The sequence below is a fragment of the Rhodobacter sp. SY28-1 genome (assembly GCF_005222785.1).
Lineage (GTDB): Bacteria > Pseudomonadota > Alphaproteobacteria > Rhodobacterales > Rhodobacteraceae > Tabrizicola.
Genome location: NZ_STGH01000003.1, coordinates 440,390 through 455,999 on the forward strand (window position 1 = coordinate 440,390; position 15,610 = coordinate 455,999).

14 protein-coding genes are annotated in these 15,610 nt (G+C 64.4%); 9 read left to right on the forward strand and 5 right to left on the reverse strand.

Annotation, left to right across the window (positions count from 1 at the left end; genetic code table 11):
• From E8M84_RS16295 to miaA, 5 genes are all read right to left on the reverse strand, one after another.
• A complete protein-coding gene (locus E8M84_RS16295) occupies window positions 1-1,410 on the reverse strand; it encodes an ABC transporter permease (RefSeq protein ID WP_137112266.1) in 1,410 nt (469 codons plus the stop codon).
• Window positions 1,411-1,423: 13 nt separating this feature from the next.
• Window positions 1,424-2,512 carry an ABC transporter permease gene (locus E8M84_RS16300; protein ID WP_137112267.1) on the reverse strand — a complete coding sequence of 363 codons (1,089 nt, stop codon included), beginning with the start codon at window positions 2,510-2,512 and terminating at the stop codon, window positions 1,424-1,426.
• A gap of 85 nt (window positions 2,513-2,597) precedes the next feature.
• Window positions 2,598-4,232: an ABC transporter substrate-binding protein gene (locus tag E8M84_RS16305; RefSeq protein WP_240790426.1), complete on the reverse strand. Its 1,635-nt coding sequence runs from the start codon at window positions 4,230-4,232 to the stop codon at window positions 2,598-2,600.
• 227 nt (window positions 4,233-4,459) lie between these two features.
• Complete coding sequence (locus tag E8M84_RS16310; RefSeq protein WP_240790427.1) at window positions 4,460-5,233, reverse strand: AraC family transcriptional regulator; 774 nt, start codon at window positions 5,231-5,233, stop codon at window positions 4,460-4,462.
• Window positions 5,234-5,435: 202 nt separating this feature from the next.
• Window positions 5,436-6,302: a tRNA (adenosine(37)-N6)-dimethylallyltransferase MiaA gene (miaA, locus tag E8M84_RS16315; RefSeq protein ID WP_240790428.1), complete on the reverse strand. Its 867-nt coding sequence runs from the start codon at window positions 6,300-6,302 to the stop codon at window positions 5,436-5,438.
• A gap of 92 nt (window positions 6,303-6,394) precedes the next feature.
• Here miaA and pyrH point away from each other — a divergent pair, with 92 nt between their 5' ends.
• From pyrH to fabZ, 9 genes are all read left to right on the forward strand, one after another.
• Window positions 6,395-7,117 (forward strand): UMP kinase, encoded by a 723-nt coding sequence (pyrH, locus tag E8M84_RS16320; RefSeq protein ID WP_137112270.1) that lies wholly within the window; start codon window positions 6,395-6,397, stop codon window positions 7,115-7,117.
• Between the two features lie 233 nt (window positions 7,118-7,350).
• Window positions 7,351-7,917: a ribosome recycling factor gene (gene frr, locus E8M84_RS16325; protein WP_137112271.1), complete on the forward strand. Its 567-nt coding sequence runs from the start codon at window positions 7,351-7,353 to the stop codon at window positions 7,915-7,917.
• Between the two features lie 82 nt (window positions 7,918-7,999).
• Window positions 8,000-8,674, forward strand: a complete 675-nt coding sequence (gene uppS / locus E8M84_RS16330; protein WP_137112786.1) for a polyprenyl diphosphate synthase — start codon at window positions 8,000-8,002, stop codon at window positions 8,672-8,674.
• Window positions 8,674-9,480 carry a phosphatidate cytidylyltransferase gene (locus E8M84_RS16335; protein WP_137112787.1) on the forward strand — a complete coding sequence of 269 codons (807 nt, stop codon included), beginning with the start codon at window positions 8,674-8,676 and terminating at the stop codon, window positions 9,478-9,480. The genes uppS and E8M84_RS16335 overlap by 1 nt, the downstream gene beginning before the upstream one ends.
• Window positions 9,481-9,484: 4 nt before the next feature.
• Window positions 9,485-10,669, forward strand: coding sequence for a 1-deoxy-D-xylulose-5-phosphate reductoisomerase (gene dxr, locus E8M84_RS16340; RefSeq protein ID WP_137112272.1), 1,185 nt, complete (start codon window positions 9,485-9,487; stop codon window positions 10,667-10,669).
• Window positions 10,669-11,997, forward strand: coding sequence for an RIP metalloprotease RseP (gene rseP, locus E8M84_RS16345; protein ID WP_137112273.1), 1,329 nt, complete (start codon window positions 10,669-10,671; stop codon window positions 11,995-11,997). Before dxr ends, rseP begins: the two co-directional genes overlap by 1 nt.
• Window positions 11,998-12,159: 162 nt before the next feature.
• Window positions 12,160-14,502: an outer membrane protein assembly factor BamA gene (gene bamA / locus E8M84_RS16350; RefSeq protein ID WP_394347428.1), complete on the forward strand. Its 2,343-nt coding sequence runs from the start codon at window positions 12,160-12,162 to the stop codon at window positions 14,500-14,502.
• A gap of 101 nt (window positions 14,503-14,603) precedes the next feature.
• Window positions 14,604-15,065 (forward strand): OmpH family outer membrane protein, encoded by a 462-nt coding sequence (locus tag E8M84_RS16355; protein ID WP_170971969.1) that lies wholly within the window; start codon window positions 14,604-14,606, stop codon window positions 15,063-15,065.
• A 76-nt stretch (window positions 15,066-15,141) separates the two neighbouring features.
• On the forward strand, window positions 15,142-15,603 hold the full coding sequence (gene fabZ / locus E8M84_RS16360; protein WP_137112276.1) for a 3-hydroxyacyl-ACP dehydratase FabZ: 462 nt from the start codon (window positions 15,142-15,144) through the stop codon (window positions 15,601-15,603).
• The last annotated feature ends 7 nt before the right edge of the window (window positions 15,604-15,610 follow it).

Genomic DNA, 15,610 nt, shown 5'->3' on the forward strand with positions numbered 1-15,610 from the left:
TCAATCCTTCAGGCTTTCTTCGCGCAACCCGTCGGCCAACAGGTTCAGGCCGAGGACGAGGCTCATCAGCGCAAGGGCAGGGGCCAGGGCTGGGTGCGGGAACAGGTTCAGCAGCTTGCGCCCGTCGTCGATGGTCGAGCCCCAGTCCGGGCTGTCGGGCGAGACGCCGAGGCCAAAGAAGCCAAGGGTGCCGAGAAGGATCGTGGTGTAGCCGATCCGCAGGCAGAAATCGACGATCAGGGGTCCGCGGGCGTTGGGCAGGATTTCCCACAGCATGATGTACCAGGGACCCTCGCCCCGGGTCTGGCCCGCCGCCACATAGTCCCGCGCCTTGATGTCCATCACCAGGCCCCGCACGATCCGGAACACGCCGGGCGAGTTCACGAACACGACCGAGACGAAGACGTTCAGCATGTTCGGCTCCATCGACCAGACACCGAGCGGGTCCATGTTGAAGGCGAGGCCGGAATAGGCCCATAGGCCGATGACCAGGGTGATACCGACATAGAGGTTTCGGCGCGGCGGGTTGGTGTAGTAGCGGCTGTTCCAGAGCGTGCAGAGGAAGATGATCGGGAACAGGAACAGCAGTGCGGCCAGCACGATGGGGATGCCGGTGTCGCGGATTTCCGGGGTGACCAGAAGGTAGAACAAGAGGATCACCGGGAAAGCGAGGACGAGGTTCGCCAGGAACGAGATGAAGGTGTCGAGCTTTCCGCCGAAATAGCCAGCGGGCAGGCCGAGGGTGATGCCGACCATGAAGGCGAACAGGGTGGCGGCGGGGGCGATCTTCAGAACCTCGCGTGCGCCCATCACCATGCGGCTGAAAACGTCGCGGGCCAGGTGGTCGCCGCCCAGAAGGTACCAGCCATAGGCGCTGTCGGGCGCGGCGACTCCGGGGGGCTTGTTCTTCAGGCCGGAAAGCTGGGCAAACGGGTCCTGGGTGATGATCGTGTCGGCGAAGATTGCGGTGAACACCCAGAACATGACGATGGCAAAGCCGATCATCCCGACTGTCGAATCAAAGAGCTTGCCATACAGGCCCAGTTTCCGCCGGAACCGTATCGACAGGACGAAGACGGCAACCAGTGCAAGCCAGACCGGCCAGAACCGAACCGCCATGGAGCCGAGGATTCCGGCCTCGAGCGGTGATGGCATGACCGCCCCTGCCGCAAGCGTGCAGAAGATTGCGGCCAGTGCGGCAAGAAAGCTGTAGCGGATGCCGAGGCTTGCGAAGAAACCGGGGGAGCGGACGGCCGCGGCACCGTCGGGACCGGGCAGCTGCGGCCCGTCAAGGCCTGCAAGGACAAACAGAAGCTTGGCCAGAAGAGACAGCGCCAGCGCGAGCAGAGCGATCTGGAACACCGGCAGTAGAACCGCGCCCGCCGATCCTGTCCAGGTGAGGGTATCCATGGTCGTTCCCTCCTCAGGCCAGCCGGATGCGGGGGTTCAGGAAGACATAGCCGATGTCAGAGATCAGCTGCGTCAGAAGGACGACGACCACGGCCACGACCGAACAGGCCAGAAGCAGCGGGATGTCGTTGTTCGAGGCGGCCTGCACCAGCGTCCAGCCGAAGCCCTTGTAGTTGAACAGGCTTTCGACGATGACCACCCCGTTCAAAAGCCAGGGAAACTGCAGCATGATGACCGTGAAGGGCGCGATCAGCGCGTTTCGCAGCGCATGTCGCATGACCACCGTGCGGAAGGGGACGCCTTTCAGCCGGGCGGTGCGGATATACTGCTGCGTCATCACCTCGGTCATCGAGGCCCGGGTCATCCGGGCGATATAGCCGATGCCGTAAAGCGCGATGGTCATCACCGGCAGCGCAAAGTTCCAGAAGGTGATGTCGTCCATCGCCGACGTGGCCGAGGCGAGGAACAGGGTCTTCTTCGGTTCGATCAACCCGTATTCGGCGAGGATCGGCGAGATGCCGGTGGCTGCCGTGGCGAAAAGCGCCACGAGCACGACCCCCGACACATATTCCGGCGTCGCGGTCGAGGCGATGGAGAAGGTCGACAACGTCCGGTCGGTCGCCGAGCCTTCGCGCATTCCCGACAGGACACCCAGGATCAGCGACGAGGGCACCATGACCAGCATCACGGCCAGCATCAGCCAGCCGGTCGCCGCCAGCTTGTCGCCAAGCGAATCCATGACGGGCGTCTTGAAGAAGGTCGAAAAGCCCCAATCACCCTGCAGAAGTCCGCAGTAGCGCGGGGCGGCGGCGGGGTCCTCGCCGATCTCGAAGCAGCGGCCGCGCATCTGGCCCTTCTCGTCGGTGTAAGTCCAGCCCGGCACCACGCCGAGCCACTGGCCGTAGCGCAGAAGGACCGACCCGGAGTGACCGTTCTGGGCGATCCAGTCCTGCACGGCCTCTTCGGTCATGCGCACCGAACCTTCGGTCCGCGCGAGCTTTTCCAGGTTGGGCTGCAGGTTGGTCAGGAAGAAGACCACAAAGGTCAGGGCGATGGCCGTCAGGAGCATCACTCCCAGCCGTCGCAGCACGAACAGTCCCATGCCGGTCCCCTTGATTTTAGGAAGAAGCCCCCAGGAAGGGGCGCGCCGGGCGCGCCCCTTCTTCGTTTTCGGCAGGTCTAGTCAATCAGACCGTCGACCACTTGTAGTGGTGGTGCTCAAAGGCCGGGTGGTGGGCCAGGCCGGCGTAGCCTTCCTTGTGGTGGCTGAACAGGGACCGCGAGAACGGGTTGATGATGTAGCCTTCTTCCTGAAGGATCGTCCCCATCTTCGCAGCCAGTTCCCGGCGCTTGTCAGCGTCGGCAATCGACAGAGCCTGAGCCATCAGTGCGTCGAACTCGGGGTTGGCCATCGCAGTCTCGTTCCACGAGCCGGTCGAAGTGTAGGCAAGACTCATGTTCTGCACTGCGAGCGGGCGGTGGTTCCAGGTCGTCGAGGAGAAGGGGTACTTCTGCCAGTCGTTCCAGAAGGTCGAACCCGGCATGACCGTATGCTTGATGTTCATGCCAGCGTCCTTGAGCTGGGCCTGAACCGCGGCCGTGGTCGCCGCTTCCCAGCCGTCGTCGAGCGAGATCACCTCGAATTCGGCATCCTTCAGACCGGCCGCTTCCAGCGCCGGCATCAGTCCTGGCGGATTGATGGTCTGCGCCGGCAGTTCGGGATACTCCGGATGGATCGGGAACATGTGGTGGTTCTCGCCGGTCTTGCCGAGGTTGTTGTACCCCAGTTCCAGCACCACGTTCGGATCCACCGCCAGCTGGATTGCCGAACGGACGGCCTTGTCCTTGTAAAGGTCCGAGGAGGAGTTCATCCGCACCACGATGGTCGAGGCGGTGGTCAGCTCTTCCTTGACCAGGCCCATGCCGTCGAGGATGTCGATGAATTCGCCGACCGATTCATAGTTCGCGTCCACCTCGTCCGAGGAGAAGAGCGCGACCATCGCGGCCGGGTCGGTGCCGAAGTCGACATAGGTGATCTCGTCCAACGGCGCGGTGCCGCCCCACCAGGTGTGGTTCGGAGCGCGAACGAGGATCGCGCGCTGGCCGACCGAGACTTCCTGCGGGATGTAGGGGCCGGTGCCAATCGGGTTGCTGGCCGGGTCCTGGCCATCCTGGAAGGACGCGTGGACGACGGCGGCCGGGTAGTCCGACAGGTTTGCCACGACGGCGATGTCCGACGCCGTCAGGTTCAGCTGCACCGTCGAGTCGTCAACCTTGACGACGGCGCCCTCGCGAAGCGTCTTGGTGGCTTCGTCGACAAGACCCGGGAAGCGCGAGGCCATCGCGTTGCCCTCGACGTTGCCGTCGGTCCAGCGGGCGAAGTTGCGCACCACGTCGTCGGCGGTGAAGGGTTCGCCGTTGTTCCAGGTGACACCCTGGCGGACTTTCAGCGTGTACTGGGTCGCATCCTCATTGGCTTCCCAGCTTTCCAGGAGCCGGCCTTCGAAGGTGCCGTCGTTGTTGTACTGGATCAGGTATTCCAGCCAGCCGCGGTAGATGTTGGCGATCTGCGGCCAGTCGGCCAGGCGCGGGTCCTTGGTGCCCTTCACTTCCATCGCGACACGGATCGAGCCGCCGACCTTGGCCTCCTGGGCCTGGGCCGGGGCGGACAGGCCGATCAGGCCATAGGCTGCAACCGCCGACACGCCCAGCGCGGTGGTGCGGGTCAGGAACTCGCGGCGGCTAAGCTTGCCGTCGGCGTATTCACTGGCATACATCTGTGCCGCAGGATGCAGCTCAGATCCGATATTCAGGTCTTTCATCTTTGTCTCCCTGCGAGTTTTTTTCTTTGATTGCGGCAGCGCATACTGTTCTGCCGTCGCGGTCCAGCAGCCTTTTTCAAAGCGGTTGGACCGTCACGGCAATCTGCACTCCCCTAAGGTCATTGCGCATCTTTTTCGACAATCCGTCAACGGCTGCTTTCGACAATCGATATCGCGTTAGCGACATCTTCTGGTCGAATCCGGGGCATGCTGACGCCGGACGGCGCTCAGCCCGCGCGGCGGAAGGCGGTTGGTGACTTGCCGGTGACGTGCTGGAAGGCTCGGGTGAAGTAGGCGGGTGAGTTGAAGCCCAACTGCTCGGCGATCCTGCCCACGGGAATGCGGGTTTCCGACAGAAGTTTCCGCGCCTCGAAGATGCGGCGGTCCTGCAGAAGGGCCGAGGCCGGGCGACCGCAGGCGGCGTTGCAGCAACGGGTCAGATGGGTGGGAGTCACGCCCAGCGCGGCGGCGAAATCCGCCACGTTCATCCCGGTCCGGAAGTTCCGCTCCAAGAGCGCGGTGTAGCGTGCGACCAGACGGCGCGTCGCGTCGTGGCGCGGACCTTCGAACGGATCGGCCTTGCGGACCTGCCGTTCCAGCCAGACGCCGAGGAGGCCGACATAGGCCTCGGTTGCGCGTTCGTGGGCAGGGGTGTCGCTTTCAATCTCGCGCAGGATCGAATCAAGCAGGACGTTGACCTCCTGCTGGGCATGGACCTCGCGGATGCGCAGATGCTGCGGAGTTTTCGGCAAAACGACCTTCGGATCGCGTCCGAAGAAGACCGCGGTGCCAAAAACCTGAGGGCCGGCTTCGAAGCCGTGCATGACGCCCGCGGGGATGAAAACCGCATTATGTGCCGTGTAGCCGCGCGTCACCCCCGAGATCGTGATCCGGCCCTGTCCTTTGGTGAACCACAAGAGGCAGGGTTCGGACAGGGAACGCATGGCTTCGACGCGCCAGCGGCCACCAGAGGCGAGGCGGGGAATGGCGACAAGACGCAAGGATGAAACGGCGGCAGGCTTTATCATTTGGCGGCAAATCCCTTGGCAGAGGCGCTCACCCCAGTAGTTAAGCAGTGGCAAGTTCCCGGCCCAAGCAAAATCGGAAGGGTGGACCTGAAGTTATCCACCATTGTTGCATATTCCTGTGCATAACTCTGTGGGAAAGCACAGAACCGCGTAAGCTTCGCCCCGCAAGTATCCGTCAGGGAAGGGAAAGCTTGCGCCACGCCCCCATGTTCGATCTGAACCAGGTTCGCTGCCTTTTGGCATAATGGCGGCTGGCAAGAATGGCTGCGTCGGTGGCGTCCGTCAGGGGCATTTCATCCCGCAGATGGGCGATCAGTTCCGGTGCGCCGATTGCTTTGGACGACGGCAAGGTCGGGTCCCAATCCGTGAGGTTGGCGCGGGCCTCATCCAACGCGCCGGCGCTTAACATCTGGTGAAAACGCCGGTCGATCCGGTCGTTCAGCCAGGCTACATCGGGGACCAGGACCAGTGCCTCCGCCCGATTCAGCGTCAACAGCGGGGCGGGCGTGTCGTCCTGCCAGCTGGCAAGCCCGCGTCCGGTGGCGCGCAGGACCTCCCAGGCGCGCTGGACGCGGACGGGGTTCAGACGGTCGATCCGGGCCGCCGTGGCTGCGTCCAGTTCGGCCAGCAGGCCTGCGTGCCCTTCGGTCGCGCGACGGGAATTGGCTTCGGCCCGAACCTCCGGCGGGATCGCGGGCACTTCGGCCAGGCCCCGGGTCAGGGCATTGAAGTTCAGACCCGTCCCCCCGACGATCACCACGGGCCGCGACAGAAGAGGCGCGACCTCGCGCAGCCAGTGGCCGACCGAGTAGCCGTCTTCCCGGGCAATATGGCCGTAAAGCGCGTGGGGCAGGGCGGTCTCGTCCGAGGCCGAGGGCCGGGCTGTGAGGACGCGCCAGTTGGCATAGACCTGCAGGGCATCGGCGTTGACGATCAGGCGGCCATCGCGGGATGCAAGGGCCATCGCCAGGGCAGATTTGCCGCTGGCTGTGGGGCCCGCGATCAGGACGGGTGCCTCACGCGATATGCTGTCGATCTTCACCCGAAACCCCGCCCCGATCGGCAGTTGAACCCGACGCGGTTTTGCGACATTTTGCGGCCCAGTCCAAACATAAAACGAAATGCAGGGGTCCCATGCCGGAGACAGCCACCAAGTACAACCGCGTGATGCTGAAGATCTCGGGCGAGGCGCTGATGGGCGACCAGGGTTATGGCCTGCACCCGCCGACCGTCACCCGCATCGCCGAGGAGGTAAAGTCGGTCCGTGACCTTGGGGTCGAGATCTGCATGGTGATCGGCGGCGGCAACATCTTCCGCGGCCTGCAGGGCAGTGCGCAGGGGATGGAGCGGACGACGGCCGATTACATGGGGATGCTGGCCACGGTGATGAACGCGCTGGCCATGCAATCTGCGCTGGAGGCTCTGGGCGTATTCACTCGGGTCATCAGCGCGATACCCATGGATCAGGTCTGCGAGCCCTACATCCGCCGCCGGGCCGTGCGGCACCTGGAAAAGAAGCGGGTCTGCATCTTTGCGGCCGGGACCGGGAACCCCTATTTCACCACCGATACGGCGGCCACGCTGCGGGCGAACGAGATGGCCTGTCAGGCGATCTTCAAGGGCACCAAGGTCGACGGGGTCTATGACAAGGACCCGAAGAAGCATGCGGACGCCAAGCGGTATGACCATGTGACCTATGACGAGGTGCTGGAGAAGCATCTGGGCGTCATGGACGCCACCGCCATCGCCCTGGCGCGGGACAATGCGCTGCCAATCATCGTCTTCTCGCTGGATGAGCCGGGCGGGTTCCGGGGAATCCTGGCGGGGCAGGGGACCTATACCCGGGTTCAGGGCTAAGGCCCTGCGAACGCTGGGTTAATCTGGCCGGTTAACGGGATGTGAAGCGTCTGGCATCTGTCTGGCATGCGTCGGGTTTCCGTCGGGCGCTTGTCGGCCGAGCGTGGCGTTGACCTTGCACGGCGACTCACCCGTCGGACGGGTAAGGAGCTTTGGCCTATACCGGGCCGCCGACGCTCTGCTATAGAGCGCAAAATCGCGGGAAACCCGCAGCGAAGTGAAGGACCTGAGCCATGGCACATGAAGACCTGGAAATCGACACCGACGCCATCCAGCGGCGGATGGATGGGGCGATGGCGGCGTTGAAGACGGAATTCGCCAGCCTGCGGACCGGTCGCGCCTCGGCCTCGATCGTCGAGCCGATCATGGTCGATGCCTATGGCCAGATGACGCCGATCAACCAGCTGGGCACGGTCAACGTCCCCGAGCCGCGGATGGTCGTCATCAACGTCTGGGACAAGGGCATGATCTCGAAGGTGGAGAAGGCGATCCGTGAAAGTGGCATCGGGATCAACCCGGTGACCGACGGCCCGCTGATCCGCCTGCCGATCCCCGAACTGAACGAAGAGCGCCGCCGTGAATTGACCAAAGTTGCCGCGCAATATGCCGAAAGCGCCAAGGTTGCGATTCGCAACGTGCGGCGTGATGGGATGGATCAGATCAAGAAAGCGAAGGCCCAGGGCATGAGCGAGGATGACCAGAAGTTCTGGTCCGACGAAGTGCAGGACCTGACCGACAAGGCGATTGCCGCAGTCGACAAGGCGCTGGAGGCCAAGCAGGCGGAAATCATGCAGGTCTGACCTGCAGGCGGAGGGGCGGCGATTGTCGAAGGACTTGCAGGTGGAGGCCGTTGCGCGGCCGGTCAACCATCTGGCGATCATCATGGATGGCAACGGCCGCTGGGCCACGAACCGGGGCTGGGCCCGGCTGGTGGGTCACCGCAAGGGCGCCGAACGGGTACGCGAGATCGTGCGCTCGGCCCCTGACCTTGGGATCAAGTGGCTGACGCTGTATGCCTTTTCGACCGAGAACTGGAAGCGGTCGACCGAGGAAGTCCTGGGCCTGATGGCGATCTTCGCCCGCTATATCGAGCGTGAGGCGGACCGGCTGGCCAAGGCGGGCGTGCGGATGCGGTTCATCGGCGACCGCGGCCGTCTGGACCCCAAGTTGCAGCGGATGATGGCGGGGATCGAGGCGCGGACAGCCGGATTGGACCGGCTGAACCTGACCGTGGCGATCAATTACGGCGGCCGGGACGAGATCGTGCGGGCGGTGAAGAAGGTGGCCGAAATGGCGGCAGCGGGGCTTCTGGACCCCAAGCACATGACCGAAGCGGCGTTTTCCGAACGGCTGGACACCGGCGGTCTGCCGGACCCCGATCTGGTGATCCGCACCAGCGGAGAGACGCGGACCTCGAACTTCCTGCCCTGGCAGGCGGCCTATTCCGAATACGAGTTCACCGAAACGCTCTGGCCGGATTTCGGGCCCGAGGAACTGGCTGCCATCGTGCAACGCTACTCCAATCGGCAGCGCCGGTTTGGCGGGGTTCTGCGATGATGGAGCCCGGCCCGGCAGCTGCGGGCAAATGGGCGGACCTGCGGACGCGCATCCTGTCGGCCATCGTGATGGTGGCGGTGGGTGCGGTGGAAATCTGGCTGGGCGGTACGGCCTTTGCAGCACTGGTCGTGGCCTTGACCGGCGTGATGATCTGGGAACTTGCGACGATGACGGCGCCGTCGCGGCGGCGGTCGCCGGTGACGCTGGCGGTGGGTGCCGCGGCGGCGCTTCTTGCGGCGCTTCTGCTCAGGACAGATGTCGCGGCGCTCTTCGTGGCCATTCCCTCGGCCGCCCTGATCCTGACACCGCGCCGCGACCGGCGTCTGGCGGGGGCCTATGCGCTGGCGATCATGCTGGCGGGCTACGGCCTGGTCGATCTGCGCCAGACCGGGGGCAGCGGGGCGATCCTGTGGCTGGTGGCGGTGGTCGTCGCTTCGGATGTGCTGGGCTATTTCGTTGGCCGCACGGTCGGCGGGCCGAAATTCTGGCCGGCGATCAGCCCGAAGAAGACCTGGTCGGGCACGGTGGCCGGCTGGGTCGGCGCGGCGCTGATGGGGCTGGCCGTGGTGCTTTGGACAGGGGCGAGCTGGCTTCTGGTCCCGGTCTCGGCCCTGGTGGCCTTTGCCGGGCAGATGGGGGACATCGCGGAAAGCTGGATCAAGCGGCGGGCGGGGGTCAAGGATGCCTCGGACCTGATTCCGGGGCATGGCGGGGTACTGGACCGTTTTGACGCTTTGATCGGGGCGATGGTGTTCCTGCTTGGGCTGGGTCTGTTCGTCCCGGTCACCGGGCTGTTCGGGGGCTGACCGGGTGCGCAGCATCTCGATCTTCGGGGCCACGGGCTCGATCGGCGAACAGACGGTGGATCTGCTGGAGCGGGCGGGCGGGGCGGACAGCTATCGTGTCGTTGCGCTGACGGGCGGGCGCAATGTTACACGGCTGGCCGAGATGGCGCGGGCACTGCGGGCCGAAGTGGCGGTCTGCGCTGAAGCTTCGGAATTGCCTGAGTTGCGCGAGCGGCTTGCGGGGTCGGGGATCGAGGCGGCCGCGGGGCCGGAGGCGATTGCCGAGGCGGCCGATCGGCCTGCGGACTGGGTGATGAGCAGCATCGTCGGCGCGGCGGGGCTTGCGCCCGGGTTCCGCGCCCTGCGGCATGGCGCGACGCTGGCCCTGGCCAACAAGGAAAGCCTGGTGACGGCAGGTCCGCTGCTGATGGCCGAGGCGGCCCGGCATGGCGCGCGTATCCTGCCGGTGGACAGCGAACACTCGGCGATCTTCCAGGCGCTGGTCGGCGAAGATATCGCTGCGGTCGAGCGGATCATCCTGACCGCCAGCGGGGGCGCGTTGCGGAATTGGCCGCTGGAGGCGCTGGCCAAGGCCACGGTCAAGGAGGCGCTGGCGCATCCGAACTGGGCGATGGGGCAGCGGATCACCATCGATTCGGCCAGCATGTTCAACAAAGCGCTGGAAGTCATTGAAACACGGGAATTCTTTGGCGTCGCGCCCGATCAGGTCGAGGTCATCATCCACCCCGAAAGCCTGATCCATTCGATGGTCGGCTATCGGGACGGGGCGGTGATGGCGCATATGGGGGCGCCCGACATGCGCCATTCCATCGGTTATGCGCTGAACTGGCCGGACCGGGCACATCTGCCGGTGGCGCGGCTGGATCTGGCGCAGATCGCGACGCTGACCTTCCGCGCGCCGGACCTGGAGCGCTATCCGGCCCTTCGACTGGCGCGCGAGGTAATGGCGCGGCGCGGGCTATCGGGGGCGGCGTTCAACGCGGCGAAGGAAGTGGCGCTGGATCATTTCCTGGCGGGCGGGATCGGTTTCATGCAGATGGCCGAGGTGGTCGAGCGGGTGCTGGCGGCGCTTGACGGGGAATTGAGCAGGGACATCGGGCAGATGACCCTTGAGGATGTGCAGGCGATGGACCATCTGGCTAGGGTCAGGGCGGGCGAGATCGCGGGCGTAGTGGCAGGAGCAAGGTGATGGAATCGGTGGTTGCGGCTCTTGGCGGTACGGCCTGGACGGTGGTGTTCTTCGTCATCGCGCTGTCGGTGATCGTCTTCGTCCATGAATACGGCCACTACATCGTGGGTCGCTGGTCGGGCATCCATTCCGAGGTGTTCTCGGTGGGCTTCGGGCCGGTCCTGTTCAGCCGCACGGATAAGCGTGGCACGAAATGGCAGATCGCGGCGATCCCGTTCGGGGGGTATGTGAAATTTCTTGGGGATGCGGATGCGTCCTCGGTCCGATCGAGTGACGTGTCCGGATTTTCGGCGGAGGAGCGGCGGCATACCATGGCCGGTGCCCCGCTCTGGGCGCGCGCGGCGACGGTGGCCGCGGGTCCGGTGTTCAACTTCATCCTGACGTTCGTGCTTCTGGCCGGGCTTGCGTTTGCGGTTGGAATCCCGACGGCCGAGCCGACAGTGGGAAAGATCCGGCCGATCCCCTACGACGGGGCCGCGCTGGCGGAAGGGGACGTGATCCTTGCGGTCGAAGGCCAGTCGACGCCGGACTGGGAGGCGTTCAACGCTGCCGCGGATGCGGCGGTCGGCAAGACCGAGCTGGCCTATACAGTGCGGCGCGGGACGGATGAGATCGTGGTCTCGGGTCCGCATCCGCAGGCGCCGATCATTGGCGAGGTGCAGATCAGGTCAGCCGCCATCGACGCTGGTCTGCAGGAAGGCGATGTGATCCTGAAGGCCGGCGGCAAGGACGTCCGGGTGTTCTCGGAGCTTCCCGAGATCGTCGCGGCCAGCAAGGGGCAGCCGGTGACCCTGACGGTCTGGCGGAATGGCGAGACGTTTGACCTTACGCTGACCCCGCGCATCCGGACGGTCGATGACGGCAATGGCGGGTTCACCGAACGTTACCTGCTTGGGCTGTACTCGGGGATGTTCTTCGAACCTGCCGTCCGCAGCGTCGGCCCGTGGGAGGCCGTCACGGGTGCCGCGCAGTCGATGTGGCTGATGACGACGACGACCTTTTCCGGGCTGTCGCACATGATTCAGGGGGCGATCAGCAGCTGCAACCTGTCGGGGGCCATCGGCATGGCCGAGACGGCGGGCGATGCCGCGCGGAACGGTGCGGTCAGTTTCGTCAGCATGCTGGCGATCCTGTCGCTGGGCGTCGGAATCCTCAACCTGTTCCCGATCCCGGTGCTGGATGGCGGGCATCTGGTGTTCTACGCCTACGAGGCCGTGACACGGCGGAAACCGTCGGAACGCGCGCTGCGGGTGTTGATGACGGTCGGTCTGACAGTGGTCCTGTCGATCATGCTGTTCGGACTGAGCCGCGACCTGCTTTGCCAGTAGCACGGTCCTGACGTCCGGATTGGCTGGGCGCACCCGGTCCGCCCACCTTTGCCGTTATACCACAACATCTTGCAAAGTTATCCACAAGGACCGCAGGCTTTTGACAAAGCTTTGCTTTCCCGGTAACCAGTCCGGAAAGAATAATTTCGGCGAGGATGTACTATGCGGATGACCCAGAGCGTGGCCAAGGGGCGGTCTGCCCGGGCAAGGTCAAGGGCTCGTCTGCTGGCGACGGCGGTTTTCATCGGCGCCGCAACGGTTTCGCAGCCGTTCCTCCATCCGGCCTTCGCGCAGGTCTTTTCGTTTTCGAACGTGACCATCGAAGGCAATGAGCGGGTCGATGCGGCGACCATCCTCAACTATGCCGGAATCAAGCGCGGCGAAGAGGTTTCGGCGGCGCAGCTGAACGACGCCTATCAGCGAATCCTGAACTCGAATCTGTTCGAAACTGTCGAGCTGGTGCCACAGGGATCGACGCTGCTGATCCGGGTGCAGGAATACCCGATCGTCAACGTGATCAGCATTGAGGGCAACAAGCGCCTGAAGGATGAACGGCTGGCCGAACTGATCCAGTCGCAGCCGCGCCGTGTCTATTCGCCGGCGCTGGCGGAATCGGACGCTGCCGCCATTGCCGAGGCCTATCGCGTGGCGGGTCGTCTCGCGGCGCAGGTGACGCCGAAGATCATCCGGCGCAATGACAACCGGGTCGACCTGGTGTTCGAGATCACCGAAGGCCGCGTCGTCGAGATCGAGCGGCTGTCCTTTGTCGGCAACAAGGCTTTTTCGGATCGCCGTCTGCGGCAGGTCCTGGAAACCAAGCAGGCCGGGTTCCTGCGCAACCTGATCCAGCGCGACACCTATGTCGCCGAGCGGCTGGAGCTGGACCGCAAGGTCCTGACCGACTTCTACCTGTCGCGCGGCTATATCGATTTCCAGATCCTGGATGCCAGCGCCGAAGTCAGCCGCGAGCGGGACGCGACCTTCGTGACCTTCACGGTGCGTGAAGGCCTGCCCTACACGATCGGCAACATCAGCACGGTGTCCGAGGTCGAGGGGCTGGACGCGGCCGAATTCGAGGCGGTACAGAAGATCCGGACGGGGCAGACCTACAGCCCGCTCCTGATCGACAACAACATCACCCGGATGGAGACTCTGGCCCTGAAGAAGGGGCTGAACTTCATCCGCGTCGAGCCGCGCATCACCCGCAATGACCGGGGCCAGGCGGTCGACATCGAGTTCGCGATCGTGCGCGGCGAGCGGGTGTTCGTCGAGCGGATCGACATCGAAGGCAACACGACCACGCTGGACCAGGTGATCCGGCGCCAGTTCCGCACCAGCGAAGGCGACCCCTTCAACCCGCGCGAAATCCGCCAGGCGGCGGAACGCATCCGGGCGCTCGGCTTCTTCTCGGATGCGCAGGTCAACGCCGAACAGGGGTCCGCAGCGGACCAGGTCGTCGTCAACGTCGACGTCGAAGAGCAGCCGACCGGCTCGCTGAGCTTTGGCCTGAGCTATTCCGTGGCGACCGGGACCGGTATCAATGTCGGGTTCTCGGAAACCAACTTCCTTGGACGCGGCCAGAGATTGTCGGCATCCATCTCGACCGCCGACAGCAACCAGAATTCCAGCTTCAGCTTCACCGAACCGGCGTTCCTGGGCCGGGATCTGAGCTTTACGATCGGCGCCTTTTACCGGACCTCGGAATCCGACTTCTCGGTCTATGACACGCGGAACATCGGCTTCACCACCGGCATCGGTTTTCCGGTCGGCGAGCAGTCGACCCTCGACCTGCGGATCGGCGTCGCCGAGGACAAGCTGTTCAACTATGAGGGCGACTCGCCGATTATCCAGGCTGAAGAGGCGCGAGGCGCTTTGACGACAGTGTCAGTGGGCTACACGTACGAATTCGACAACCGCATCACGGGCCTGAACCCGAAAGGCGGGGTTCTGCTGCGCTTTGGTCAGGAATTCGCGGGGCTGGGCGGCGACAACGAATACATCGAGACTACGGCGCTGGCGCTGGCCGAAACCAAGGTGCTGAACGAGGAAGTGACGCTGCGCGCGATCTTCGAAGGCGGGGCGATCACATCATTGGGGGGCAATGTCACGCGTGTGACCGACCGATTCTTCGGGAGTGGCAAGATCCGCGGGTTCGAACCGAATGGGATCGGGCCGCGCGATCTGGGCGCTACCGACCAGGATGCGCTTGGCGGGAACATGTTCGCTGTCGCGCGGTTTGAGGCGGACTTCCCGTTGGGCTTGCCGGAAGAATACGGCATCACGGGTGGGGCGTTCTTCGACGTCGGCTCGGTCTGGAGCCTGGACAACACCGCTGGGGCAGGCGGAACGGTTGATGACGGATTCAACCCGCGTGCTACGGTGGGCCTGTCCGTGTTCTGGACGACCCCGATTGGTCCGCTGCGGTTCAACTTCAGCCGCGCCCTTGTCAAGGAAGACTACGACAAGGAACAGTCGTTCGACCTGACCGTCTCGACCAAGTTCTGACGATGGGCGGGCGGCGCGGAAACGGGCCCGGCTGGTTGCGGGCCTGCGTCTTCGCGTGTCTGGTGGCATTCGGGCCTCCGGCTGTTGCGCAGGAGGCGCCGGTGCCGCTCCTGACGCTGGATCAGGATCGTTTGTTTCTGGAATCGGATTTCGGCAAGGCAGTGGTCGAACGCGAGCGTGCGGCCTCTGCCGCGCTTGAGCAGGAGAACCGCAAGATCGAGGCGGAACTGGTCGCCGAGGAACGTGCGCTGACCGACGCCAGGGCAACCCTGACGCCCGAGGATTTCGCCGCCAAGGCGGCGGCCTTCGACGAGAAAGTGGAACGCATCCGCGCCGAGCAGGATGCAAAGGCCAGCCGTCTGACCGAGGGGCGCGACAAGGACCGGAAGGCGTTCCTTGACGTCGCCGTCCCGGTTCTGGGCCAGCTTCTGAGCGACAAGAAGGCGACGGCGATTCTGGACAAGAACCTTGTCATCCTGTCGCTGTCGGCGGTGGACATCACGGAGGAAGCCATCGCGCGGGTGAATGTCGCGCTGGCAGAGAAGCCCGCACCGGCACCCTGACCAACTTGTGCCATCCTGCGCGACTTGCTAGCTAGACCGAAAGCCGTTTGGTTGAAGGCCGGGAAGGGGTGACACAATGGATGCTGCTGCTGCGACACATGCCGATCTGGACCTGATCCAGCGGATCATTCCGCATCGGTATCCATTCCTCTTGATCGACAAGGTGCGGGACATCGTGATCAACGAGTCCTGCGTCGGCATCAAGTGCATCACCCTGAACGAGCCGCAGTTCCAGGGCCATTTCCCGGGCATGCCGATCTTTCCCGGCGTGATGATCATCGAGGCGATGGCGCAGACAAGCGGTGTCCTGGTCGGGCTGTCGATGGATCTGGTCGACAAGAATGCCAAGGTCTTCTTCATGGGCGTGGACGGGGTGAAGTTTCGTCGCAAGGTCGTGCCGGGCGATGTGCTGGAGCTGCACGTCAAGGCGCTGCGTGGCGGGGGCCGGGTCTGGAAGTTCGAAGGCCGCGCGATGGTCGAGGGCGAGCTGGCCTGCGAGGCCACGTTCATGGCGATGTTCGACGTTGCGAAGGCGTGAGCCGGGG